This is a genomic window from Bdellovibrio sp. BCCA, assembly GCF_037996825.1.
Taxonomy (GTDB): domain Bacteria; phylum Bdellovibrionota; class Bdellovibrionia; order Bdellovibrionales; family Bdellovibrionaceae; genus Bdellovibrio.
Genome location: NZ_JBBNAC010000001.1, coordinates 1,634,456 through 1,656,907 on the forward strand (window position 1 = coordinate 1,634,456; position 22,452 = coordinate 1,656,907).

Annotated in this window: 26 protein-coding genes; 22 read left to right on the top strand and 4 right to left on the bottom strand. The window is 42.4% G+C overall.

From position 1 onward, the window contains the following. Positions 1 to 76 precede the first annotated feature (76 nt). The 8 genes from AAAA78_RS08075 (at position 77) to AAAA78_RS08110 (ending at position 5,104) form a co-directional block, all read left to right on the top strand. The gene (locus tag AAAA78_RS08075; RefSeq protein ID WP_340591315.1) at positions 77 to 661 is read left to right on the top strand and encodes an RNA polymerase sigma factor; all 585 of its coding nucleotides are present in this window, start codon (positions 77 to 79) and stop codon (positions 659 to 661) included. Next, the gene (locus AAAA78_RS08080) at positions 654 to 1,076 is read left to right on the top strand and encodes a hypothetical protein (protein WP_340591316.1); all 423 of its coding nucleotides are present in this window, start codon (positions 654 to 656) and stop codon (positions 1,074 to 1,076) included. Before AAAA78_RS08075 ends, AAAA78_RS08080 begins: the two co-directional genes overlap by 8 nt. Continuing rightward, complete coding sequence (locus AAAA78_RS08085; RefSeq protein WP_340591317.1) at positions 1,073 to 1,843, top strand: ImmA/IrrE family metallo-endopeptidase; 771 nt, start codon at positions 1,073 to 1,075, stop codon at positions 1,841 to 1,843. The genes AAAA78_RS08080 and AAAA78_RS08085 overlap by 4 nt, the downstream gene beginning before the upstream one ends. A 186-nt stretch (positions 1,844 to 2,029) precedes the next feature. Then, the gene (locus AAAA78_RS08090; protein ID WP_340591318.1) at positions 2,030 to 2,698 is read left to right on the top strand and encodes a hypothetical protein; all 669 of its coding nucleotides are present in this window, start codon (positions 2,030 to 2,032) and stop codon (positions 2,696 to 2,698) included. 116 nt (positions 2,699 to 2,814) lie between these two features. Beyond that, on the top strand, positions 2,815 to 3,000 hold the full coding sequence (locus tag AAAA78_RS08095; RefSeq protein ID WP_340591320.1) for a helix-turn-helix transcriptional regulator: 186 nt from the start codon (positions 2,815 to 2,817) through the stop codon (positions 2,998 to 3,000). Positions 3,001 to 3,129: 129 nt separating this feature from the next. Further along, positions 3,130 to 3,804, top strand: coding sequence for a DUF559 domain-containing protein (locus AAAA78_RS08100; RefSeq protein WP_340591321.1), 675 nt, complete (start codon positions 3,130 to 3,132; stop codon positions 3,802 to 3,804). Beyond that, on the top strand, positions 3,801 to 4,004 hold the full coding sequence (locus tag AAAA78_RS08105; protein WP_340591323.1) for a helix-turn-helix domain-containing protein: 204 nt from the start codon (positions 3,801 to 3,803) through the stop codon (positions 4,002 to 4,004). Before AAAA78_RS08100 ends, AAAA78_RS08105 begins: the two co-directional genes overlap by 4 nt. Positions 4,005 to 4,006: 2 nt before the next feature. Next, complete coding sequence (locus AAAA78_RS08110) at positions 4,007 to 5,104, top strand: tyrosine-type recombinase/integrase (RefSeq protein WP_340591325.1); 1,098 nt, start codon at positions 4,007 to 4,009, stop codon at positions 5,102 to 5,104. Positions 5,105 to 5,138: 34 nt separating this feature from the next. Here the strand turns inward: AAAA78_RS08110 and AAAA78_RS08115 are convergent, their stop codons facing one another. Both AAAA78_RS08115 and AAAA78_RS08120 read right to left on the bottom strand, forming a co-directional pair. Then, entirely contained in the window at positions 5,139 to 6,149 is a 1,011-nt protein-coding gene (locus tag AAAA78_RS08115; RefSeq protein WP_340591326.1) for a DUF4238 domain-containing protein, read from the bottom strand. Next, complete coding sequence (locus AAAA78_RS08120) at positions 6,142 to 6,645, bottom strand: hypothetical protein (RefSeq protein WP_340591328.1); 504 nt, start codon at positions 6,643 to 6,645, stop codon at positions 6,142 to 6,144. Before AAAA78_RS08120 ends, AAAA78_RS08115 begins: the two co-directional genes overlap by 8 nt. Before the next feature lie 198 nt (positions 6,646 to 6,843). Here AAAA78_RS08120 and AAAA78_RS08125 point away from each other — a divergent pair, with 198 nt between their 5' ends. The 6 genes from AAAA78_RS08125 to AAAA78_RS08150 all read left to right on the top strand — a co-directional run bounded on the left by AAAA78_RS08125 (position 6,844) and on the right by AAAA78_RS08150 (position 13,622). After that, positions 6,844 to 9,891, top strand: coding sequence for a reverse transcriptase domain-containing protein (locus AAAA78_RS08125; protein WP_340591330.1), 3,048 nt, complete (start codon positions 6,844 to 6,846; stop codon positions 9,889 to 9,891). Positions 9,892 to 10,001: 110 nt separating this feature from the next. After that, positions 10,002 to 11,138: a tyrosine-type recombinase/integrase gene (locus AAAA78_RS08130; protein WP_340591331.1), complete on the top strand. Its 1,137-nt coding sequence runs from the start codon at positions 10,002 to 10,004 to the stop codon at positions 11,136 to 11,138. A 43-nt stretch (positions 11,139 to 11,181) separates the two neighbouring features. Beyond that, positions 11,182 to 11,835 (top strand): hypothetical protein, encoded by a 654-nt coding sequence (locus tag AAAA78_RS08135; protein WP_340591333.1) that lies wholly within the window; start codon positions 11,182 to 11,184, stop codon positions 11,833 to 11,835. Between the two features lie 208 nt (positions 11,836 to 12,043). Beyond that, positions 12,044 to 12,580: a dihydrofolate reductase family protein gene (locus AAAA78_RS08140; RefSeq protein WP_340591335.1), complete on the top strand. Its 537-nt coding sequence runs from the start codon at positions 12,044 to 12,046 to the stop codon at positions 12,578 to 12,580. Beyond that, positions 12,577 to 13,155, top strand: coding sequence for a TetR/AcrR family transcriptional regulator (locus AAAA78_RS08145; protein ID WP_340591337.1), 579 nt, complete (start codon positions 12,577 to 12,579; stop codon positions 13,153 to 13,155). The genes AAAA78_RS08140 and AAAA78_RS08145 overlap by 4 nt, the downstream gene beginning before the upstream one ends. Before the next feature lie 32 nt (positions 13,156 to 13,187). Further along, positions 13,188 to 13,622, top strand: coding sequence for a nuclear transport factor 2 family protein (locus AAAA78_RS08150; RefSeq protein WP_340591339.1), 435 nt, complete (start codon positions 13,188 to 13,190; stop codon positions 13,620 to 13,622). Between the two features lie 4 nt (positions 13,623 to 13,626). On the opposite strand, the gene AAAA78_RS08155 is transcribed toward AAAA78_RS08150, so the two are convergent. After that, complete coding sequence (locus AAAA78_RS08155) at positions 13,627 to 13,977, bottom strand: VOC family protein (protein WP_340591341.1); 351 nt, start codon at positions 13,975 to 13,977, stop codon at positions 13,627 to 13,629. Between the two features lie 128 nt (positions 13,978 to 14,105). Between AAAA78_RS08155 and AAAA78_RS08160 the strand changes: the two genes are divergently transcribed. The 5 genes from AAAA78_RS08160 (at position 14,106) to AAAA78_RS08180 (ending at position 17,026) form a co-directional block, all read left to right on the top strand. After that, positions 14,106 to 14,336 carry an AbrB/MazE/SpoVT family DNA-binding domain-containing protein gene (locus AAAA78_RS08160; protein WP_340591343.1) on the top strand — a complete coding sequence of 77 codons (231 nt, stop codon included), beginning with the start codon at positions 14,106 to 14,108 and terminating at the stop codon, positions 14,334 to 14,336. A 203-nt stretch (positions 14,337 to 14,539) separates the two neighbouring features. Further along, positions 14,540 to 15,256 (top strand): hypothetical protein, encoded by a 717-nt coding sequence (locus tag AAAA78_RS08165; protein WP_340591344.1) that lies wholly within the window; start codon positions 14,540 to 14,542, stop codon positions 15,254 to 15,256. Positions 15,257 to 15,350: 94 nt separating this feature from the next. Next, a complete protein-coding gene (locus AAAA78_RS08170) occupies positions 15,351 to 16,034 on the top strand; it encodes a hypothetical protein (protein ID WP_340591345.1) in 684 nt (227 codons plus the stop codon). 132 nt (positions 16,035 to 16,166) lie between these two features. Beyond that, the gene (locus tag AAAA78_RS08175) at positions 16,167 to 16,442 is read left to right on the top strand and encodes a helix-turn-helix domain-containing protein (protein WP_340591346.1); all 276 of its coding nucleotides are present in this window, start codon (positions 16,167 to 16,169) and stop codon (positions 16,440 to 16,442) included. 119 nt (positions 16,443 to 16,561) lie between these two features. Further along, entirely contained in the window at positions 16,562 to 17,026 is a 465-nt protein-coding gene (locus AAAA78_RS08180; RefSeq protein ID WP_340591347.1) for a DUF421 domain-containing protein, read from the top strand. A 48-nt stretch (positions 17,027 to 17,074) separates the two neighbouring features. On the opposite strand, the gene AAAA78_RS08185 is transcribed toward AAAA78_RS08180, so the two are convergent. Continuing rightward, entirely contained in the window at positions 17,075 to 17,602 is a 528-nt protein-coding gene (locus AAAA78_RS08185; RefSeq protein WP_340591348.1) for a hemerythrin domain-containing protein, read from the bottom strand. A gap of 189 nt (positions 17,603 to 17,791) precedes the next feature. Here AAAA78_RS08185 and cphA point away from each other — a divergent pair, with 189 nt between their 5' ends. Genes cphA through AAAA78_RS08200 form a run of 3 tightly spaced genes read left to right on the top strand, consistent with a single transcriptional unit; the run spans position 17,792 to position 22,426 of the window. After that, positions 17,792 to 20,467: a cyanophycin synthetase gene (gene cphA, locus AAAA78_RS08190; RefSeq protein ID WP_340591350.1), complete on the top strand. Its 2,676-nt coding sequence runs from the start codon at positions 17,792 to 17,794 to the stop codon at positions 20,465 to 20,467. Then, positions 20,464 to 21,621 carry an amidohydrolase family protein gene (locus AAAA78_RS08195; protein ID WP_340591352.1) on the top strand — a complete coding sequence of 386 codons (1,158 nt, stop codon included), beginning with the start codon at positions 20,464 to 20,466 and terminating at the stop codon, positions 21,619 to 21,621. Before cphA ends, AAAA78_RS08195 begins: the two co-directional genes overlap by 4 nt. After that, positions 21,584 to 22,426 carry a cyanophycinase gene (locus tag AAAA78_RS08200; RefSeq protein WP_295905873.1) on the top strand — a complete coding sequence of 281 codons (843 nt, stop codon included), beginning with the start codon at positions 21,584 to 21,586 and terminating at the stop codon, positions 22,424 to 22,426. Before AAAA78_RS08195 ends, AAAA78_RS08200 begins: the two co-directional genes overlap by 38 nt. Positions 22,427 to 22,452 lie beyond the last annotated feature (26 nt).

A 22,452-nucleotide genomic window follows, 5' to 3' on the forward strand; every position in this document is an offset into this window, starting at 1 on the left:
GGACATTGCCTCGCGTTTTTTCTAAAAAAAATGCCATCTTTGCCGAATAGAAACAGAAGTCTATTTATGGAGGGGTATGGGCAAATTGGATGAATACGCTAGCCCAGAGGAGTTTTCTTTGGCTTTGAAGAGCCTTAATAAAGAGGAGTTGGCAAAACTGGCACTTTACGCGCGTTATCGAACAAGAGGACTAGAGAAAAAAGCGGGAGATGTCATGGGTCCTGAGAGTTTGATGTCAGAGGCTGTTGTTAGAACTCTAGAAGGAACCAGGAAATGGAGAAAGTCAGTTGACGTGCTTATGCACCTTACTCAGACCATGAGGAGTATATCTTCGCATTGGCGAAGAGCTTTGAAGGAAGGCACGGGACCTGCTGAAGCCATAATGGAACGAGTTGATTTTAGTGTTTTTGAAGAGTCTGAACCTACGAATGGCAGCCCTGAAGATCGATTGTATATCCTAGAAGACCTTAGGGCCTTAAAGGAGATCTTTGTGGGCCAGGGAGACGTCTTAGGAGTGATAACAATGATGGGGGAGGGATTTTCTAAGGAAGAGATCTGCCGAACATTAAAAATTCAAGAAAATGACTTCGAGGCCGTCCGAAAGAGAATTTCTAGGGGCATTATCAAGCTGAGAGAACAAGGAAAACTGAATTATGAATGATAAGAAGCCAGTTAAGGGATTAGAGCGTCATATTGAAGAGTCCTTGTTTAAAATGGATAGCGCTGAGTTTTCGGCGTTTATTGCCGAGCTGGGTTTTAATATAGATGCTTTGGCGGAAATGACCACAAGATCATTTGCAGAGGCAGATCGCCGAGTTAGAAAACAACGGTTGGTGACGGCAAGAGGAATGGTTGGGCAAAGGGTAAGGGTATCTGCAGCGGCGGAGATTAAAAAGACGTTTGAGGAGAAAAAACGCCTTCTCAGTGACCTGATGAACTCCGGTATATCAATCGGGGGGCTTACTTTTCAGAATAGAGATTTCAAAGAGCTTACGGAAGGTGATGTCGATGTGATCCTACGCCAACTTGACCAATTGGGTGTTCTTAAGAAGTTTGAAGATGGGAATGACAAATGACGTACAAGCCTGCTGAGAAGCTTTTGTATGAGTTGGGGATAGAAGAGCCTGGAGATATAGATATTGATGCGATTGCGGCTTATCTTCATGCACCCATAGAGTATGAACCTCTTTCGGGAGCGGAAGGTCGAATAATCGGCTATGCTGATCGAGCTATTATCACTGTTAATTCATCGTCGCCCAAAGCTCGACAGAGATTCTCAGCTGCTCATGAAATAGGTCATTGGATGCGAGACAGAGGGACAAACTTCACGTGCTCCCTTGGTGATATGACTTCAAAGTGGTCGTTAAATGATCCGGAATATCGAGCTAATAGATATGCTGCTGATCTTTTGATGCCGAAAGCTATGTTTCAAAAATATGCTAAGAACCTACCAATTACTCTGTCGACAGTTAGAAAGTTGGCGACTTCATTTGAGACCAGTCTTACGGCAACGGCAATACGTCTGATTGAACAAGGAAGTTTTCCTTCGATGGTTCTCATGACGGAAGGAAATGTTGTAAAATGGGGACTGCGTAATAAGTTGGTCCCATACGAGTTGCAGTATGTGAAGTTGCTCGATAAGTCTTCTAATACTTATCGTGTTCTTTCCGGCGCGATAAAAGACGTCGATTCTCGGGACGTTTCTGCTGATATGTGGATCGATCATTCAAATGCATCCGACTATACGATAAAAGAGAGCGCATTTGCCTGCGGTGAAGATAAGGTATTAAGTCTTCTTTGGTGGGAGGATGAGGGGCAAATTGTGGATCTAGACGAGGACTAATGCTCGATGCTCTGCATTCTTGACCTCGATCCGCGATTGGCTACTCCTTTGGGATGGTGCATTCTTGATGTCGATCCATGCTTTTTTTGCACTTATTCTTGATGAACAATGGCTCTGAGCGACCCTAACTGATAAAGACTTCTCCAATTGGGAGTCTGATCAATGAAGAGACCTTATTCCGAAAAAATGAATAACATAGCCGACTATTTTGATCGGTATATTCAAATGTACGCAAATAAGTACGGTTTCGACTATTCGGAAATTCAAAAGAAAATGGGTATAACTGAGAGTCTTCCTTTGGGAGTGGCTGTTGATCAATACGCCGAAGAGAATATTTTCGGCTTAATACCTAAAGATATTCCGAAAGCAGAGAGGGATAAGCTCGATTTTCTTCTTAGTATTCGAGGTGGAGTAGATTCTTTGCACTTCAAGACATTCGATGTTCCTCAGATATTGGAAGTCACGGAACTCCTTATTGAAGCACTCGTAAATCTTCATCATACCCCACCATCGACGAAGGCCCATCATGCTTCACCGAGGTTAGGCAAAAAGAATACGGCTACGCAGTTTATGCGAAACTTATCTATTCTATATTTTAAAACTCGTCCCGACGCAGAGAATAGGGACTTATATAGAATCATGACAACTGAAAGTCTGTTTGAAGATCTTCAGCGTGAGTTTAATGAAGGTACTATCGAGCTTGAGATTGATTGGGGTAAGAGTTCTTCTGAGATACTTTTCTATAGAGATTCAAAGGGATCAACAGGCGTCTTTGAAGAGCGCAACTTAAAGAACATCATCTCCAGGGCCAGAACAGCTTCTGCGTGGTATAAATTCGAAGATGAAATGCCTTAGAGGTTAAACTCTGAACGCAAGGCATCTCACATAATCAAAATCGTGAGACAATAGATATTTTCTTTACTCCTCCTTTTGGCTAATAAAATGGCCACGACGTACAGAAAGGAGGATAAATGATCAAAACAGATGAAAAGCTACTAACGGAAGCTGAAGTGTCGATAATCTTGGGTATTAAGCAACGCACTCTCCAACAATGGAGACTGACCGAACGCGGACCCAAATTTTTGAAGTTATCGGCCCGTGTAGTTCGATATCGTTTAAGTGATGTTCAAAATTGGATTTCCGAAGCTCAGCTATAATTGAAGCTGGAAAAAGCATCGTGAGATAATTCTTTAAAATCAAAAAATAAAACCAAACAAATACCAAGGCTTAGGCGTCGCAAACCTTTTAAGCCAATGGTTTCGTATGGTCCAAACGCTGGAGTTAGTATGAGTAACTTAATGATTGAAGTTAAACAAGAGGAAAGCGCGAGAGCTAGATATATGCGCCGTATGAAGCAACTAAAGTATGAGTATGGATTGGTGAAGCTAAACGACTGGGAGGCTTTAGGCAGGCTTTATCGTCGTATTAAAGATCGGAATGGACTGTCGTGGCAGTATGAAGATCTTTGTACGCGACTCAATCGAAGTCGGTCAGCAGAATTCTGTCGAACTCCGGCAGAAGATAAGTTTATCGCTCGCTTTAAGGGTAATTGGAAAATTCAGCTTTACCCTCAAGCGTGGATTGGAAATTTATGCGTAGATCTTTTTACTCCTGCTTTGGGGCGCAGACCTCCGGATTACCGAAGAGGGTTTCTTGAAAAGGGTGTGGCCATTGAGATTGATGGAGCAATTCATAACTCTGAATTAAAAATGAAGAAAGATGCGCATAAAGAAAAAAGTCTTTCTGACCTGAATATTCAATTATGGCGATTTACAAATGAGCAGGTTTTTAGAAATGTCGGCTTGCCGAGAAAGCATGACCTTTCTGAAGACTTTGGGCGTCTATCCACTCAGGAAAGAAAAAGGCTATGGGGGAAGATCCAATTGATGACATTGCTTTATCACGAATCTCTGAATGTTATCGAACGATACTTTCCAGGTGTTGTATTGGGGGCAGTATGAAATTTAATAGCAGAGGCTTCGATGGACGCCTGACTGGGCAGGGTTGGATGAAGACAGATCAAGTGGCCATCTACTTGGGCACATCGCCTAACAACATTCGAAATATGGTGTATCGCCTCAAGTTATTTCCAAAGAAGTTTATGGGGCGCTGGTACTTCAATCGTGAAGAGATCGATCAGCTTATTATGGCGGGGGGGTAGCAATGGGAGTTCGTTATTCTGAAGAAGGCCAAAAGCCTGGATATTTTATAACCTGTGTTGCAAAAAGCATGATTCGTCCGGAAGTTGTCATCCGAAAGCAACGATATTTGGGGCGCGTTTCTGAGAGGGACGCGCAGCTCGAGTATAGACAGCTGTATGGCGAGGTTAGGAGGGCCCTGCTTATGCGTGAGCGCGGGGAGGTGTCTTGGGGGCATATTCTTGAATCGTGGTGCCATGACGTTGTTATGGCGTCCCCGAGGGGTACTTTCTCAAAGCAAGATACTTATCAAGCTTTGAGGCTGCATACGAAAAATTGGTTCAATGTGCCGGTCGATAAGATCACAACGCTGTCTTTTCAAATGGTGATTAACGAAATGGAAAATGTCGGTTTATCCAGAGGTCGGATTCGCGCAGTGAAGTGCGCGGTCAGCGTGGTCTTCGAGTGGGCTATTTTGAATAAACTGATTCCGCCAACAACACTTTGTCCGACAAAGGGGGCTCGTTTGCCGAAAGCAGTAAAAAAAGAGAAACCTGTGCTGAACAGTAAAGAGATCGAATATCTTCTTGCGAAAGCTTTGGAAGATAAACATCAGTATTTTCCTGTTTGGGCAGTTGCTTTTGAGACGGGGTGTAGAGCTGGTGAACTCTGGGCTCTTAAGTGGAACGACGTGGATTTTGATCAAAATATAATTACGATTTCAAAGTCGCACAACTTTCGATCGGGCATCGTTAAGCCTCCCAAAAATAATAAAACAAGGGTTGTGCCGATGAGTAGGGAGTTTAAGGTTTTCTTGTCATATCTTAAAGAAACTACAGGATCATCAGGATATATTCTGCCCAGAATCTCCTCATTGAAGAATGGAAAAGCCGCGATGATTTTGAGGCATTTCTGTCGAGAGATTGGAGTGCCAGAAATTCCGTTTCACGGGACACGCGCGTGCTTTGCTACTTTATGTTTGAATAGAGGGGTGCCGTTAACGAAGTTGATGGCTGTAGGGGGCTGGAGCCGTCTTAGTAGTGTTCAGCATTATACTCGATTGGTTGGCACTGAGATCAGGGGTATTACTGACGACTTTAATATTCTTCCGATTATAAGTTGATGGAGTTTTGTCAGGTCGTATTTAATGAGAACCATCATATTCCATTCTTGTAATTGCGGGGGACTGTATATTCATCGCCGCCAATGTTGATTTGAGCTCTGGATCGAAGTGGGTCGCGAAATGCACTCTCGTTGTCATGCAATAGATCGGAACAGAAGGAAAAGTCATCTCTAGCGGAATAAATGTATCGAGTCGATTGCAAGGTTTGTAACGAGTTATAGTAATCGATGTGGTCTGAATGTAGTTCAAAGGGGCGTCTATCATAGTTATCGGCAACTTCTTGGGTTAAAGCCAATGGACAGGTCCAGATCAATAAATGATTTGGACTGACCGGCAAAGCGACTTCGGTTCCCTTCGCGCCCCAAGCTAAAGGTTTTCCTAGATGTGAAGTCATTACTACTGGGTTGTCTGAAATGAGAAGAGGTTTATTTGTATTATTAATTCCGATGGTCCATATTTTGTTTAAACAATGATCATGGAGCTTGTTTAGTAATTGTTCGTCAAAGGCGGCGCGACTATGCTCAAGAGCTTCTCCTCCTTCTTCAATGGTAATTTTTAATTCGGGTTTGGATTTTCCTGATATTTTCTTTATCTGATCTGAGTCAAGAAACCAGTCGAAGATTGCTTTCTGAAAAAGCATTTTTGTTTGAGTACTGAACTCCCTAAACTCTTTGGTTCTAACAGTTTGAATTACAGCTAACCACCCGAGTTCATGCATTAAGTGATCTGGTATGAAATATTTGGGAAATCCAGAAGGAGAGAGTAATGCTGCGGATTTGATATTTTGGAGAAACTCAAAAAGGCTTTTACTGGATCGAGTGTCTATATCTTCATAGATATCTTCTACAAACTCATTATTTCCTGGTTTAGTGAGAAACTTATCTGGAATGGAATAAAATCGATTTTCTGAGCCAAGATCCATTATCGGCGAACCATGAGATTTACCCGTTGTTTTGTCGTAGGCCCATAGATGAGTTTTATTCTCTGAAAATTGACGAAGTAGGAATCTGGGAACGTAATGATGTTTTTTCTTGGTATTAGACATTTTGTCTATCCTTGTTCTCTACTTCGCGGACAACTGTCTTCAAGTTCGATAGTTGGCTTCCCAGCTTGACACTCTTTCGTTGAACGCCTGTTAATTCGATCTCAAGTAGGGTCGGAGTAGTCGCAATGGGGAGAGAGTCAGAAAAGTGCATTGAGATAAGTTTGGCTTGGCCGGGAGCAAGATCAATGGGAATCGGCAGCGACATTTTTACTCCAAGAAAGTCATGAGATTCTAATATAGAGTGCATCATAGTCACTTCTATTTCTTCGTTAGGAAATTTGAGCCAGGCTGACGTGACGGATTGAAGTCGTTTGGTGTTATTAGAAGCTAGGACTGTCACTTCGGTAATATTATAATTTGTGTACTGATGTGGAGCTCTCTGAGTGAATTGAATCCGGAGGCTGACTTTTCCGAAGAAGTAATCAAAAAAGTGGGTCACGCGTATCAAGATGTATGAAAAAATCTTTGTTAATGCTGTTTCTATAGCTGGGGGCATGGAAAAACCTCTTTAGGAACAAAACGATGTACTCGGCCATTTTGTCAACTCATGAGATTTGATTTGGTCTTATAAGCGTGCTGAGTCCCGAGGGGGCGGTGGGTCATATAAGAGTCTGGACTCGACTAAGTGTGGGTCCTTTGGATCTGGAACTCTACTTTCTTGATTGATTGCAAGAAAACACATCATAGTTTATTAATGAGTAAACCATCATTGTTTGATCGCAAAGAACTTCTAGTTGCCTATAAAAGATTGAAATCATTTTGCTATCGAGACGGAGCAGACCTTTTTCTTCGAAAAAAAATAGCGGAATTTGAATACGAATTTAAGGATGAAGACGCGCTTAATATTAAGTTGGCGTCAATTGTGAGGGATTTAGAGCTTTTTTGGAGTGAGGGCTTAGTTCCATCATGGATGGAGCAAATCTCGTTTCAGATATTTCCCAAGAAGCTTGAGCCGATCAGTCAACCTGAAGTTCAGACTTTTATAAAGAGTCTGGAAAAAAGTAGCGATTTTAAATTATGTCGTACTCTTTTGCAGATTCAAGCTGGCGTTGAAGTACATTTTGTATCGATTCTATGGACGATGTTCGTAGGAGTGGTCTTCGATGAGTTATTGAGCGACAGTGTGTACAGCAATCGTCTTAATTCTGATGAAGACAAGGATATGTTAAAATATTCTACCAGGCTCTTTCGTCCATACTACAAGGACTATGCGAGTTGGAGAAACGGTTCAATAGAGCAAGTTAAGTCCGCACATGAGTTGAAAAATAACGCGACAATAATCTCGCTCGATATTAAAGACTACTACTACAATGTAGATCTTGATTTAGAGGCGATCGTTCATGATCCAATAAAAATAGATATCGAACTCAAGACTGACCAGCAGAAGATCTTGAATCGCGCATTACATCAGGTGCACGAGATCTTTCATAAGAAAATTGGGGCCTCAAAAAAATTACTTCCTATTGGGTTGCCCTCTTCAGGTGTATTGGGTAACTACGCGTTACATGAAGTTGATTCTGACATCAAAGAGAGTATTAACCCAATTTACTATGGAAGATATGTTGATGACATAATAATGGTGGTTCAAAATCTTGCGATTGACGACCATAAGTTTTTTCAAGTTCTTGATGCTCTATTTAAGAAGACGAAGCGTATAAAACTGGAGAAGTATACTGACGAATCGAATCCGAAATGTATAAAGGAACGAACGAATATTAACTTTAAAACTTCTTATGGCGCTCATTGTGCTCAGATGGATAAGTTAAAGATTTTTGATTTTCACAAGGATGCCCCGATTTCTCTTTTGGAAGAATTTGAAAGGGAGATTGAAAGATTCTCAAGTGAGGGACGGTTGCTTGCTGAAGATATGGATGTACTTGAAAGATTTAATTCTGAATCTCGAAAAATTTCATACTCTGACAGTATTTTTAAATTGAGATCTATAGAGAAATTTGATCTCAATAGACTTGGGTTTTCAAGGTTTCTAAGTAGTTTGATTCAAACTTCGAGAGTGACTACCAAAATTCAAGAGGATGATTTTCAGTATATTCATGCTCAGATAATATCGATAGTTACGGGTCAAGATGCAATTTTGACCTATCGACTATGGGAAAAGTTAGTAAGCATTTATGTTTCCCACAATCGAATTAAAGAACTCGAAGAGTTTGTAATCGAAATTATGGGAGGAATTCATAAGCTTGATATTTCCTCGGATGTGAATAGTTTTACGCCAAAGTCAGTACATATTCCATCATTGAGCGATTCGCAGATTCGATCATCTTGGTTTTCATACCTCGCGCGGGTTATCATACTCTCCTTTTCAGCAGCTGGTGGATATAAGGATTTAAAGAGATTTCACAGCGTATTGGAGTCTACGCGTGCGACAGTTTTTGAGTCGGAAAGAAAAGCATATCGAACTAGGCTATCCAGTGATTTTGCAGAAGCGGAGCTTGAGATTAAGCAGTTAAGAAAGTCCGCGATGTTTAGGCATAATTTTTGTCCGGTGCCAATGGTTGCTTTTTGTAAAGACAATGATGATCTTGATTTTAATACCTTGAGAGATAACTTGGGTAAAGGTTTCGAAGGAAGCTTTCAATGGGAAACAGCAAATTTGAAAATTAAGTTATCTCCTAGATTTATAAATTATAGTGAGATTTCTGAGCTTCATATAATACAAAGTTTAAAATCGGGAAATTCAATTGCACTTCCGGACTTAGTTAATCAGGTAAATGTGTCATATCGAGAATTCAATTTGATTCCCGAAGCTGATTTGTTGGAAGGGCTTCCTAAGGTTTATGGAGAATCCAAAGAAGACGGAGCATCTGTTGATGACCTTTCTCAGATAACAATTCGTATTGATAAGAAGCACTCCGATGTACTTCGAGTGGGAGTTGCTAATGTAGATATACCTCTGACCTATATTGAACAGCGATTTGCCATGAAACCAGACTTATCGCATTCGAGGTTGATTGAGTTGAACAGGGTTTTGAATATTGCGGTGAGGGAACGCGAAAAGGTTGATTTGTTAGTTTTTCCTGAAGTTTTTATTCCGTTTGAGTGGATTGACTATGTCGCATCCTTTTGCAAAGTGAATAACATTTCGGTAGTAGCTGGGCTCGAGCATGTTCTAGCTGGTGGGGAAGTTTATAACTACATGGTTGTGATAATGCCATTTAGTATGAATGGTATCCGAAATGTCATGACGGGTTTGATTCCAAAGGCTGATTTGAATAAGGACGAGTCAAAGTTAATTAAAAATATTGGCATGGTTCAAGGTAAAGTGAACTATCAGAAAATTGTTTTTGAATGGAATGGGGCACAGCTTAGCCTGTTAAATTGCCTTGAATTGTCTGATATTCGAAAACGATCTTGGATGAGAGGTGTGATTGATTGCTTAGTAGCTATTGAGAACAACTCAGATACAAGCTATTTTTCTAGTATAGTGGAATCAACTGCTCGCGATCTCCACTGTTATGTTGTTCAGGTTAATAATTCGAAGTTTGGGGATAGTCGCATAACTGGCCCGTTACCATCAGTTCAAAGAGACATGTTAAGAGTGAAGGGTGGGGAAAATAAGACGGTGCTTGTGCAGTCTTTGCCCATAAATGAATTGAGAAGATTCCAGCATTTCGGTGATTCTTATGAAGATCTTGGCGGTAAAGTCGATTTTAAGCCATTGTCACCAAATTTTCCGCGACCAAGTAGCAAAAGAATGCCTAGTTATAGAAAAAGAAAAAAGTAACTTCCAAAAAAAATAGTTACCAATTGCGGCAATCTATGGGAAGTCCGGTCCAGCTCTTTGACATTCAAAAAGCTGGATGAACCCCAGTCTTCCTCAAATGGGAGGAAGATATGGCAATTAAAACATATCAAAAAGACGGGCATACTTGCTTTAAGATCCAATTTACATCTCGAAGTCGTATCGCGGGGATTATTGTGCGTATTCAACGAGATCTTGGCGTAGTTACTCATGCTGAAGCGAAGCGCGAACATGAAAAGATAAAAAAGGAAGCTGAGATCAAGCGAATCGAAAAAGAACGAAATGGGTTTGTCTGGCGCGATCTTTTGTCGCGTTGGTACAAAGATGTCGTCTTGAATGGGCCCTATGAAGACAGTACGAGCAAGCGAGACAATTACAGCGCTCTTCAAATGCATACAAAGGCTTGGATGTTAACGCCCGTTGAGCAACTGCGCCCAATTTCGATGAGATTGATCTTTAATGAAATGGAGAGAAAGGAATTATCGAAAGGTCGCATGAAGTCAGTGCGAAGTGCTGTAAATACCATTTTTGACTGGGCCCGTTTAGAACGTATTATTCCCGCCCATATCGAGAGTCCCGGCCGAGGGGCCGCAATACCCAAGGTTGAAACAAAAATACAACCTATTCTCAATCGGGACGAAATTAAACTCTTTTTAAGAAAGGCACGAGAAATCGGTCACGAGTATTATTATTTGTGGGCTGTGGCCGTAAGTACAGGATGCCGATCCGGGGAGTTGTGGGCGTTGAGATGGACGGATGTTTCATTCGAGACGAGAATGATTTCCATCACGAAGTCATTCTCAAGTAGGCTGGGATGCGACAAATCTACCAAAACCAAAGAGTCTCGGCAGATCCCTATCAATATAGCCCTCGAAACGCTCTTAAAGGAGTTAAAATTGAGGACTGCATCGACGGGTTACGTTCTTCCCAGAATCACATCATGGAGGCGTGGAGAGGCGTCTAAGGTGTCTAGGAACTTTTGTCAGGCTCTGGGGCTTCCAGAGATTACATTTCATGCGACCCGAGCTTGTTTTGCAGTTCAGTGTCTAGTCGGTGGGTTAGACATTGTGACTACAATGAAACTCGGGGGCTGGAAGAATGTTAAAAGCTTTCAACACTATGTTCGCCTGGCGGGGGTTGATATTCGTGGAGCGACGGACGTACTAGATTTAATCCCAATTGAAGTTGATTCCAAGGTTTTGCCAATAAAAAAGCTCGAATCTATTTAGGGGTAAATATATAACGAACTGATTTCGATTAGCGGAGGGGTAAATGGACAATCAGAATGAGATGTCGCAGAAGATCTGGGATCAGCTTAAGGACGTGGTTGAAAGGCCGGGGCCCTCTGATGATCTAAGTAGAGCGATGGGTCAATTTCTTTTCTATCAAAATAGAATTGAAATTCTCATGGAGCGATTAATTCTAAGCTTATGCCCTCAAGTAAAGCATTATATGGAATCAAAGAACAAAATGAACTTCAGTGAAAAGCTGTTACTTCTAGAGAGTGTCACTGCAGATTTCGATAAAATTCCATTATTCAAACTATTGAAAGAGTTAAATACTGTTCGTAATAAGCTTGCACATAAGGAGTTTTCTGACGACATGTTTGATTCAGAAAAGCTTTTAAAGTTAGTGCAGGCGTCTTTTCCAATGGGGCCACCTGAGCTTGCAAGAGTTGGAAACGCCGGGAAAATTACTATCGCTGTCAAGGCCTCTGCAGTTACCAATATATACCTAGAATGCATTGTTAATACGGAGCGTTTTGGACGCGAGGAAGATGCAGAATTTAAATTTAAGGATGAGTTGGCAGAGACTTATCGGAACGCTCTCGAAAAGCGGCTTCGGAACCTGATAATGAAGTTTCAAACCCGTTTAAAAGAGCCAGAGCTTGGTGAGTATCAAAAAAAGCTGGGTATGACTCCGTAAATCATAGGTGCAACTAGAGAGGCAAATCAGATCTAAATAGCTGAAATCAGGGTGATGCCGAAGTTCACCCCATTTTTTTTCTTTTATAAATCCCCTGAAAATTTAAACAAGTGACCTCATGACGAGTCTTCGTGCATTTGCACAGCTTGCTCTTTTGCGTCCGGCGTATTAATATACAGTGTATATTAATTTAAAAAAAGGACCGGCCATGATCACAGCTCACGTATTTATCGCCACCAGTCTCGACGGATTCATTGCTCGACAAGACGGCGATATCGATTGGCTTTTAAGTCGCGACAATCCAAATGAAGACCACGGCTACAACGATTTTATCAAAGACATCGACGTCATTCTTATGGGCAGAAACTCCTATGAGAAAGTTTTAACGCTAGGACCTTGGGGCTACACAAAGCCTGTCATCGTTCTCTCAAAAACGCTTGCCGGTAAACCCGTGCCAAAAGAATTAGAAGGCCGAGTGCGTTTCATGATTCAATCTCCTAAAGAGATCATGGCCTCGCTATCTAAAGAAGGTATTAAGCGAGTCTATGTCGATGGCGGACAAATGATTCAGTCATTTCTTCGCGATCAACTGATTGATGACATGGTGATCACGCAAGTGCCAGTGTTAATTGGAACGGGTCGTTCTCTCTTTGGCGAAGTAAACGGCGATATTTCTTTGAGTCATGTAAGCACAAAAGCGTTTCCATCCGGTTTGGTTCAATCTCACTATCGAGTCAATAAATGAAAAAACGAGGACGTCCTAAAGGAAAAGTTCTTCTAACGATAGAAGACATTTGTATCGCAGCTCTTCAAATTCTGGATGAATCGGGTCCTAAAGGACTTTCGATGAGAACTCTTGCGGATGTTTTAAGTGTTACGCCAATGGCGCTCTATAATCACGTCGAAGATCGCGTCTCATTATTGCGCGCTCTTTCTGATTACGTGTACCGAGATGTCTCGCAAAAGTTTGAACAAAGCACAGGAAGCCCGCGAAAACGTACCGAGTTTCTGCTGATAAGCTACTACGCAGCAGTGTTAAAGCATCCAAACCTATCTCTGAGCATTTTCGAGACACCGGATGCATTTTCAGTTGAGGCTGAACGAATCACGAATTACCTAGAAGCCTTGTTGAAGGACGCAGGTTTATCCCTGGCAAAAAGAAAACTCTGGCTTGAAATCTTAGTCGATTTCACTCACGGAAGTTCGATTGCAACCGCAACACATCATATAAAGAAAAAATCCAACCGCGCTTTTATTCAAAGTCAGTCGCAAAGATACGAAAAAGCGCTAACGGAACTTCTTAATCACGTCTTTCCCTGATTTTCGTGGTATGAAGGTTATAAGGAGGCACTATGTCCGTCACGGATGACATTAAAGAGATCGTCAATAGAGAAACTGAAGCTTGGAATTCCAAGAACGTCAATCAACTGATTTCTATCTTTCATAACGATATGGTTTGGCCTTGGCCTCCGACTGAAAAACACCATAATCCGATCGATTGGGGTCTGGTTCAGGGAAAATTCAACGCTGAAAGATGGAAGCAAGGTTGGCAGCAACTTTTCGACACTCACGATTTAATTCACAATCATCGAACCATCAAACGAATCCAGGTGTCTGACCAGCAAGACGGTGCTTTTGCAGTTGTAGATATTGATACGCTCTGGAAAAACAAAAAAACGGGTGAAGAGATGAATTGGAAAGGCCGAACGTGCAAAACATATTCGCTGACCAATGAAGGCTGGAAGATGATCCATCAAGTAGGCGTTCTTGATTATTCGAATATGTAGCCTTTTATAGATGCTCTAAGATATTCACAATTCTACCAAAAGGATCGCGGACGAAAAAGCGGCGCACTCCCCAAGGCTCTTGGGTGAGTGCGTACTCAATTTTAAAGCGACCTTTTTTCATGCGGCGATAGGCCTCATCAACATCGTCTACTTCAATGGAAAGATCGGGGACTGGAGTATTAGATCCACCCTGAGACGCAAAACTAATTTGCACCATCATCTTCGCTGAATTTCCATAGGTGGCAAGCCAGCCATGGTCCATCAAAAGTTCCAGGCCCAAAATGCGTTCATAGAATCTTTTTGCTGCTGAAATTTTCTTCGTTTGAATATTGGCGACGATGCGTTTTACTTTCATAATTCAATAGAAGCATAGCCCCGATTTGAAGCTCAATTAATAAGAAAGCACCTAGAACAAAGCCTTGTTTGTGGAAGGCCTTAAAGTAGTGATTCGACAACAAGCCTTTAGCATTTTATTCTTTAAGCATGAGCAAATCATCTGCGACTTCCAAAGCATCTAAGAAGAATCAGACCACAATTCCAGCTCGCGTCCGAAGAGCCCTAGGTATCTCCAAAGGGGATACGCTTCTCTGGGCCATCAGCGGCAATGAAGTCACCATTCGCATTATCAGCAAAGTGAAAGTCGATTGGACGAAGACCTCTGAAATGTCCCTTTTAGAGTGGACTCCCGAAAAAGACGAAGAAGTCGGCCTCTAGCATAAGCGGGAGTGTTCCAAAAATCTCCCGAAACGCCACCGACAGATTCTGTCATCACTGCCGAATTTCTGGTCAATAAATCACCCCAAAACTCATTGGCATTCCTTGCATAAAAAAGGCTGATGGGCCGAATTCTATTATTATTCTTATTTTTCATAAGTTTGAGCGCTGCCGGAAAAACCGGGCAGATAGAGCAGGGGCGTGTGGAAGATCTTCTAAATCTTTCAGGCTCTTTTAAGCAAGACGGTCCTAATTGCTTTGCCTCGGTGGCCTATGCAAGTGGCTTTATCGACGACGCTGCCTATGTTGACTCAGGCCTTTTTCAAGCCGCTCTAGAGACACCCTATTGTCAGACTCTCAAGACTTCTACTGAACTTATTGCTGGCGATTTCGTTCTTTTAGGAGGCAGTCCTGCAAAAGGAGGCGACCGTTGGGAGCACGCCATTTTGTACATGGGAGAAGGGCAAGTCTTCGCAAAAATGGGATTTAAAAAAGAAGAAGCCGCATCCATTGTTGCAATGACAGAAAACATTCAGTGGTATCTTCAACAAATTAGAACTCCTCAAGGAAAGATCTGTGCAGCCTCTTTTTTAGACGAAAGAAAACGCGCGATGTGTGAACGGCACTCGCTCTTTCCATCGTATTTTCGATGCGACTGGAAAGCTTTAAGAAATAAATTAGAAAATTCAACTCTTGCTCCCCTGTGGGCTGAAGTTCTAAAAATCCGCCAGCAAGTTTTCAAGGACACCCTTCAAGAGTCACCAGAACGGCACGACGTCATCAAAGAACATCTTGATAACATCGAGCAAGCAGTCCTAAACGCTTCAGAAGCAAAGGCATTAAAGAATATCATCCTCGCGGCCATTCACGATACGCGAGAACAGATTCACCTCATGGATGATTTTATCATTGGCCTGTGACCGCGATTTATTCGCAAAAACAAATTCTTGTTAAGGCGCCGCAAACGACGTTCTGATATTTTATTTTTCAGGGTTTTAATGCCATAGTTATTGAATGCTAAAGAGATTAAAAAGACTGAGTCTTGTTGTTTGTCTTTCCCTTCAAATATCTTGCGCGACTGTTTCCACTCAACACAAGTATGCAAAAGTGGATTTAGCGCCAGCTCAAAAAATATATGACCGCTGTAAGGTGGAAGTCGGAGCTGTCATAGTTCGAGGTAGAGAGGTCTCCTTTAGTGGATATGATCCTGTTGAGAACTATAAGGATGAACTCATTGAACAAATCTCCCGCAGTCTCTCAAAGAGACAAAATTGCAAAAGTATTGAGTTTCAACAGGTCATCGGACATACATATAGGGGCGATTTTGATGACGATGAAATCAAATCAAGATTTGAACCAGAAGATTATAACTCTTCGCTGTTATACATTTCTTTTTTTAAGATTCGTCGCAATGTTTCCGCCGATATTCCAATGTGGTACCTGCCATGGGGGCTTTTATCGCTAGCGACCTTGGGGATGTTGCCGGTGGGCGCGGCAAGCGGTGAGCATTATTTAGTAAGAATTAAAAGGCCCAACAATCCAACCCTTGAAATCTACGAAATTGATAACGGGAATTGGACGTGGGCAAGCAGCTTATTTAACTTTATAAAGAACAGCGATAAGACCAATGCTGAAAGAGAAGAGTCCGCAAAGAAAGTACTCAAAGACACTGTTTCTGCTGGTGTGAACTTCATTTGAGTCATTTTGCCAACCCGTGTAAATTCAAAACTTAACCTTCCAGATACTTTTTTGGGGTTGGAAACAAAAAAAACTTTATAAACGAATAATTTTCGCGTTATGTTGTTTGAAACCTGTAAATTTGGAGGCAGCGTGAGGCTTAAAAAGAATATTCTTGGAGAATTTCTTAAAGAAAAACGCATGAAGGCCGGTCTCTCTCAAGGAGACGTCGCAGACAAGCTGGGCTATTCAACACCGCAATTTATTTCAAACTGGGAGCGTGGCGTATCAATGCCTCCGATTAATACGCTCAAAAAACTCGGTCAGCTCTACAAAATCTCTGCTGATGATCTTTTTGAAGTCACTTTGGCTGCAAGGGTAGACGAGGTGAAGGCGGAACTGCGTCGCAAGTTTGACGAAGCTCGCTAATATAAATCCAATGTAAATTTACATCTTCATTCCGACAGATTTGTTGAAAGAATCTGTCGGAATACTTCTATCGAATTCAACTAAAGTTCGGCATTTTTAAATCTCACGGAGGGACGGATATGTGGAATCTTCTGCATCCCTGGTGGGAATACATTCTTCGCTCGGCCGTTGTTTACGCTGTCGTCTATCTACTTTTGCGCATCGTCGGTAAAAAGCAGATTGGCGAAATGAGCCCTTTTGATTTTGTCCTTTTGCTGATCATAAGTGAATCCGTCAGTGCCGGTATCACGGGAGGTGACACTTCATTGGCGGCCGGACTTATTGCAGTTTCAACCTTTGTTCTCATGAATTATTTTTTTGATGTGGCTCTCTATAAATCAAAAAAATTAGAGGACATTTTAGAGGGACAGCCGCGGATTATTATCAAACAAGGCGAAATCGATAAAAAACTCTGTGAAAAAGAAAACATCACCCTCGGAGAAATTCAAAGTTCCCTCAGGGAAAAAGGCATCGAAGACATCAGTAAAGTGCGTCTTGGAGTTCTAGAGACGAACGGCAAAATCAGCATCATTAAGAATGAGTGAGGTGACTAGGAGCGACGGCAGCCATCGCCCCCTTCCAGAGATTTCACACTAAGGATTTGGACTATTTCTAAAAAGTTCCGAAAAACGCGGAGGCATCAAATTGGCGACCATATCCAAAGTTGTGCCGACGATAGTTTGTTCTTTGATTTGAGGCTTCAGTTTTTCAAAAGCTTCGCCAAACATCTGAGCTTCTTCTTCCGTAAAGTTATTCATGGCTGCCTCGAACATACGGCCCTCTTCTTCGGCGATATGGTGCTCTAAAGCTTGTCGCAATTTTTGCGCAGTGTTCTTCCAGTCCATATTAGTCTTGTCTTGAAGCTGCAGCATGCGCAAAAGAGTTTCTGCCTCCATGTGCTCTTTGTAACCTTCCATTGCAATGTCTTTTGTCAGATTTAAGGAGCGCAAAGAATTGTAAAAAACAGATTCTTCAGCTCGTGCATGAGGAATCAGTTCATCTCTGATTTCGTTAATAAGCTGCGATTTTCCTTCTTTATCTCCTTCAGGTAAATTGACTAAGTCATTTAAAAGCTCTCGTACAACGACGTGATCCTTCTTCAGTGCTTGATAAATATCCATAAGGTCCTCCTTTAAGAAAAATGAAATTTTAAGAGTGCGGATGTATGAAAGTACACTGTGGCAGAGGAAATACAAAATGACAGAGTTTTAAAAGTACATCCCGAGCGTAATAAATTAAAATCCCAAAACAATGTCTTTTGTGCGTGATTCTATCTGACAATATGATTTTTATGTCCCCAAGGTGGTTTTATGAAAATTATCAGCTTTCGGAAAGTTTTAGGTCCAAATGTTTATCATTATAAACCTGTCTTCATCATGAGAGTTGATCTTGAAGATCTCGTCGACATCGAAACAAAATCCATTGTCGGATTTAACGAGAAGATTTTAAGTTTATTGCCCAATTTACATGAACACACTTGTTCGGCTGAAAAAAGAGGCGGTTTTGTCGAACGTCTTCATGAAGGAACTTACTTTGCGCATCTCCTTGAACACGTAGCTCTCGAGCTCAGTCAGCTTGCCGGAGTCGAAGTCAATTACGGCAAAGCTCGTTTTGCTGGAATTCCTGGTCAATACGATATTATCACGCGCTTTAAAAACGCGCCGACAATGCAGGCCTGTTGCGAACAAAGTCTCGAAATCGTCAACAACCTTTTGAGTGACAAAGAAGTCGATCTCCCAGCCATCATAGAAAAAATAAAAAAGGTAGAAAATGAAGCTCTCGGCCCTAGCGGACAGTGTATTTATGATGCAGCAAAAAGAAGAGACATTCCCGTAAAGAGAATAGGTGACGGAAGTCTTTTGCAATTGGGTTGGGGAAAGAAAATCCGCCGCGTTCAAGCCGCAGTCACGGACAAAACTAATCTAATCGCCTCCGATCTCGTTCAAGACAAAGAAGTGACAAAAAAATTTCTAAGCCAGTCTTTGATTCCCGTGCCTGACGGAGTTCTTATTCACTCCGAGGAGGAAATCGAATTCGCCACAACTCAAATTCATCCACCATACGTTTTAAAACCTGTGGACGGCCATCATGGAGAAGGAGTCGTTCTTAATTTACAAAGTCTTGATGAAATTAAAGAGGCTTTCAAGAATATCCGCCATTTATCGAATGCTTTTCTACTTGAAGAAATGTGCTCAGGTAATGACTACCGTACTCTTGTCATTGGCGGAAAATTCATCGCCGCGGCCGAAAGACGAGCACCTGAGGTGAAAGGCGACGGCGTCTCAACAATCACACAGCTTATTGCAGAGCTAAATAAGGATCCTTTAAGAAAACCGGGTCATGCCGGATTTCTTACGACCATTGTGATCGATGAAATCATGATTCAGCATTTAAACAAAAATTCTCTTCGCCTCGAAACCGTTTTGGAAAAAGACCGGGTCGTGACTTTGCGTGGAAATGCCAATCTTTCTTCTGGAGGAACGGCGACGGATGTCACCAAGCAGGTCCCTGACGAAACCAAAGCTCTTTGCGAAAGAATTGCGCGTTTAGTGGGGCTTGATATTTGTGGCATCGATATCATTTCCGCAGATCTTACAAAACCTTTAGACGAATCGTTCAAGGTGATCGAGGTTAATGCCGGTCCGGGGCTTCGTATGCATTTGGGCCATGTGGAAAAAGGCGAGCGCACGGTTGGCGATGAGATCGTTGAAATGCTAATGCCTAAAGGTGAACATGGACGTATTCCTGTCATCGGTGTCACCGGAACTAACGGAAAAACCACGGTGGTTCGTCTTTTAAATAAGATCATGTCCCGAGATAGTGAGATCACTGTCGGAATGACAAGCACGGACGGTATTTTTATTGGCAATAAGCAAATTGCCGATGGCGACTCTTCCGGACCCCAGTCTGCAGAAATGATTTTAATGGACCCGGCCGTAGAGTGCGCCGTTTTGGAGATTGCACGCGGCGGTTTATTGCGCGGGGGACTCCCTTATGATTGGTCTGATGCGGCCGTCATCACAAACATTCGCGCAGACCATTTAGGTCAAGATGGCATCCGTACCATTGATGATCTTATCTGGATTAAGTCTTTAGTGGCAGAAAGAGTAAAAGAAGGCGGTGTTCTCGTCTTAAATGCTGACGACATGAATTCAGTGTCTTTAATTAATAATGAGAGAGTTCAAAAAGTGGATCGCAAAATCGTTTTATATTCAACACGCGAATACAACTCCATTCTTTCAGCCCATCTCTCCATGGGGCACGACGCTTTTTGGTGCGAGAACGAAGAGTTCCTGGGAGTTGTGAACGGTCACCGCATCAGTTTAGGTCATTGTGTTGATTATCCCCTGACCTGTGTCTCGGGCGCGTCGTTTCAGGTTTCAAATATTTTAGCTGCGATGGCTACGGCAGTTTCCCTCGGGGAATCACCTGTGCACGTCATGGAGGCTTTGCGTAACTTTAATCCGACGGCAGAAAACCAGGGTCGCTTTAATATCTATCGAATTCACGATGCTCATATCATTATTGATTACGGCCACAATGCGGATGCAATTTCAAATATTGGTGAAATTCTTTACAAGCACCCCGAAGCTCATAAGATTGCGATGTTTGGTCTTCCAGGAGATCGTTCGGATGACTTGCTCTCTTTGACAGCTCATCAGATGGGAAAGGTCTTTGATGAAGTCTACGTGCGTGACGACGAAGACCTTCGGGGAAGGCAGCCTTTAGAGGTGCCTCATTATCTGCAAAATATTTTTAACGTTAGTTTTCCAAATTTAAAACATCACGTTGTGCAAGATTACAAAACGGAGCTTCACAACATTTTAAGCAATCTCAAAAAAGGAGACATCTTCGTTATCTTTTTTGAAAATCTCAAACCTCTTTTACAAATTTTAAGAGAATTCGACCCTAAACCCGTTGATAAAATCGAAGGGCAAACGATCCGATACAAGCCACAAGCTTCCGACGAGTTGAGTTTAAGATGATATACTTGGAGAACGCTGAAATATTCCAGGAAGGCCGTTTTATAAAGGCTCATATTTTTACGGCCGGGGAAAGAATTAAAAAAATTCAAGCGGTCGATTACCATACTTTGCGGGATCTGGATGTTAAAGTTTATGACTGTACGGGATGTTTTGTTATTCCAGGAATTCTGGATCCGCATTTGCATCTTGCCGGAGGAAGCGGAGAAAAAGGCGGCTTCTCCTCGCAAAGTGCCGCCATCACAATTGCCGAATGTGTTCGAGGCGGAGTCACAACGCTTGTTGGAACTTTGGGTGTAGATACCACAACAAAAACAATGCCCGAGCTTGTTGCCAGAGCGAGGGCCTTCAACGATGTAGGACTGACTGCTTACTGCTACACCGGAGGCTACGACTGCCCCCCGCGAACGATCACAGATTCCGTTCGTCACGACGTGATTTATATTCCGGAGATCATTGGCGTTGGAGAAATCGCCATCGCAGATCGCCGTGCTCCAGAGCCCACACTTCATGATCTTGCGCGCTCCATGGTTGATGCTTATGTCGGCGGAATGCTAAGCAACAAACCTGGTATTTCACATATCCACGCCGGCGGGGGCGACCGTCGTTTGCAAACCTTGCGTGATCTCATGGAAGTTCATGTTATTGTTCCGCATAAAATTCACATCACACATATTGGCAGAAGCAAGGCTCTGGTGGAGGAAGCCATCGAGATGGCGAAGCGTGGTTGTTTTGTCGACCTTGATCTTTGGGACAGGGACTTTGTGTATTGGTACAAAGTGTACCGCGACCTCGGCGGTCCTTTGGATCAATTAACTGTGTCATCAGACGCCGGTATTGGATCTCCGTCAGAGTTGTGGTGGGAACTTCGAGACGCCGTTTTAAATCATGGCTATACCTTGGAAGAACTTCTTCCTCACTTTACCGTGAATACGGCGCGAGCTTTGGGACTCAGTCGAAAGGGGCGAATTCTGGTCGAGCACGACGCTGATTTGACAGTGATTGATGCAAAAAATTTTGAAATTAAACATGTAATTTCTCGAGGACAAGTGTTCCTCGAAGACGGAAAATTTGTATTCAGTAACAGGATGGATTTCTCACGAAGAGGTCTAGACATTTATGGAATCGGTGAAGAAAACGACAAAAAAAGCAGCTAGAACTCACGCCAAGGTTGCTCATCCTCATGGAACTTTGATCATTATCGGCGGTAAAGAAGATAAATCCGGCGAGATGAAAATTCTCAAAGAAATTGCTCGCCGTTTGGAAAACGGAAAGCTTGTGATTATCACTGCCGCCAGTGAAATTCCGTCGGAAGTCTGGAATGACTACGAAAAAGTTTTTAAAAAGTTAAAAGTCCATAACCTTGAACATCTTCACGTCAATCAGCCTGACGACGTCGAAAAGGTGAATTTGGAAAAAGTTTTTCATAATGCCAAGGGAATTTTCTTTACCGGCGGAGATCAGCTGAAACTCACAAGCAAACTTGGCGGCACCGTGGTCATGGATTATATCATTGAAGTTTTTCGTGCCGGAGGAGTGTTGGCAGGAACTTCTGCCGGGGCCGCAGTCATGGGGGAAACCATGCTTGTCGGAGGTGAAAATGGCGAGTCTCATAAAGTAGGAAACTGGATGATGGCTCCCGGTCTTCGTTTTGTGGAGAACATGATCATCGATCAGCATTTCGCGCAAAGAGGACGGATTGGAAGATTATTAGGAGCGGTTGCCTTGAATCCGGGCATCCTGGGAATCGGCATCGATGAAGGCACGGCGATCGTGATCGAAGAAAACAAATTTAAAATCTTAGGAGACAACGCCGTCTACGTTCTAGATGGACGGGAAGTCACTTATACAAATATTTCTGAAGCCTCCGCAGATCAAACCATGTCTATTCACGACGTAAAACTGCACGTTTTATCTGAACCTGAAGTGTTTGATTTAAAAGCTCGCACGGCTTTAACCTAAATATGATTCAAACTAAAATTTTCGTT